A 1269-nucleotide genomic window follows, 5' to 3' on the forward strand; every position below is an offset into this window, starting at 1 on the left:
TGGACTCGCCGTCGATCCTTCCAGGTCGGTCGCGCATCCGCCGGTTTTGCGCTCGGTTGCGCGACCAGGGAGTGATCGGTTCTCCGCTCGGCGGCACTCCCGGTCCAGCTGACCGTGACCGGTCTGGCTTTTTCGGTCAGGATAGGCACGGTAACGGTTCGGTTCACCGGACCGGCGGGATGTTGTGGATGCGCGGGACGCCTGGATGATGTGCGGGACGCCTGGACACGGAGGAGTGTGCGATGCAGCTCGGTGTGCACGTGGTGCGGTTCACCTGGCCGGGTGGGACCGAGGCGATCGCGCCGGTCCTGGGGCGCGCGGCCCGGATCGCCGATGACGCGGGGGTGGCCCGTCTCAGCGTGATGGACCACTACTTCCAGATGGAGGCGATGTTCCCCGCGGACGAGCCGATGCTGGAGGGCTACACGACGCTGGGGTTCCTGGCCGCCCACACCTCGAGGCTGCGCCTCGGCCTCCTGGTCACCGGCGCGACCTACCGGCATCCGGGGCTGCTGGCGAAGATCGTCGCGACGCTGGACGTGCTCTCGGGCGGGCGGGCGGAGCTCGGGATAGGCACCGCCTGGTACGACCGCGAGCACTACGGCCTGGGCGTACCGTTCCCGCCAATAGCCGAGCGGTTCGAGCGGCTGGAGGAGACGCTGCGGATCTGCCGGCAGATGTGGAGCGACGACAACGGCCCGTTCGAGGGCCGGCACTACCAGCTCGCCGAGACGCTCTGCGTCCCCGCGCCGATCAGCCGGCCACGGCTGCCCATCCTGATCGGGGGGAGCGGGGAGAAGAAGACGCTGCGGCTGGTCGCCACCTACGCGGATGCCTGCAACCTGTTCGCGCCCTCGGTGGACGAGGTCGCGCACAAACTCGACGTGTTGAAGGCGCACTGCGACCGGGCCGGCCGCGACTACGCCGAGATCACCAAGACGATTCTCTACCGCGGTGACGCGTTGACCCGGGGTGAGCCGAGCGCGTTCCTGGCTGAGATGGAGCAGCACGCCCGGATCGGCGTGGACGCGGTGATCGTGACGCCGCCCGGCGGCGAGCCGGCGGACGCCTGGATCGAACGCGCCTGTGTGCCGGTCGTCAAGGATCTTGCCGACATCGGTACCGGCTCCTGATCGTCTGCTGCCCGCACCGTGGGACCCGCGACACGCTAACGATCCCCGGCGGCGAGGTGTAGCTGCGGGCGGGTGGGGTCCCGCAGGTCGGTTCCAGCGGCCAGCCATCGCCGCTGGAGCTCGGCCGCTCCATGCA

1 protein-coding gene is annotated in these 1269 nt (G+C 69.9%); it reads left to right on the forward strand.

Annotated features, from left to right (window positions below):
- The first annotated feature begins 242 nt into the window (after positions 1-242).
- Positions 243-1133: an LLM class F420-dependent oxidoreductase gene (locus tag MJ785_RS20295; protein WP_239309533.1), complete on the forward strand. Its 891-nt coding sequence runs from the start codon at positions 243-245 to the stop codon at positions 1131-1133.
- Positions 1134-1269 lie beyond the last annotated feature (136 nt).

This window comes from Protofrankia sp. CiT1, assembly GCF_917627335.1.
Taxonomy (GTDB): domain Bacteria; phylum Actinomycetota; class Actinomycetes; order Frankiales; family Frankiaceae; genus Protofrankia.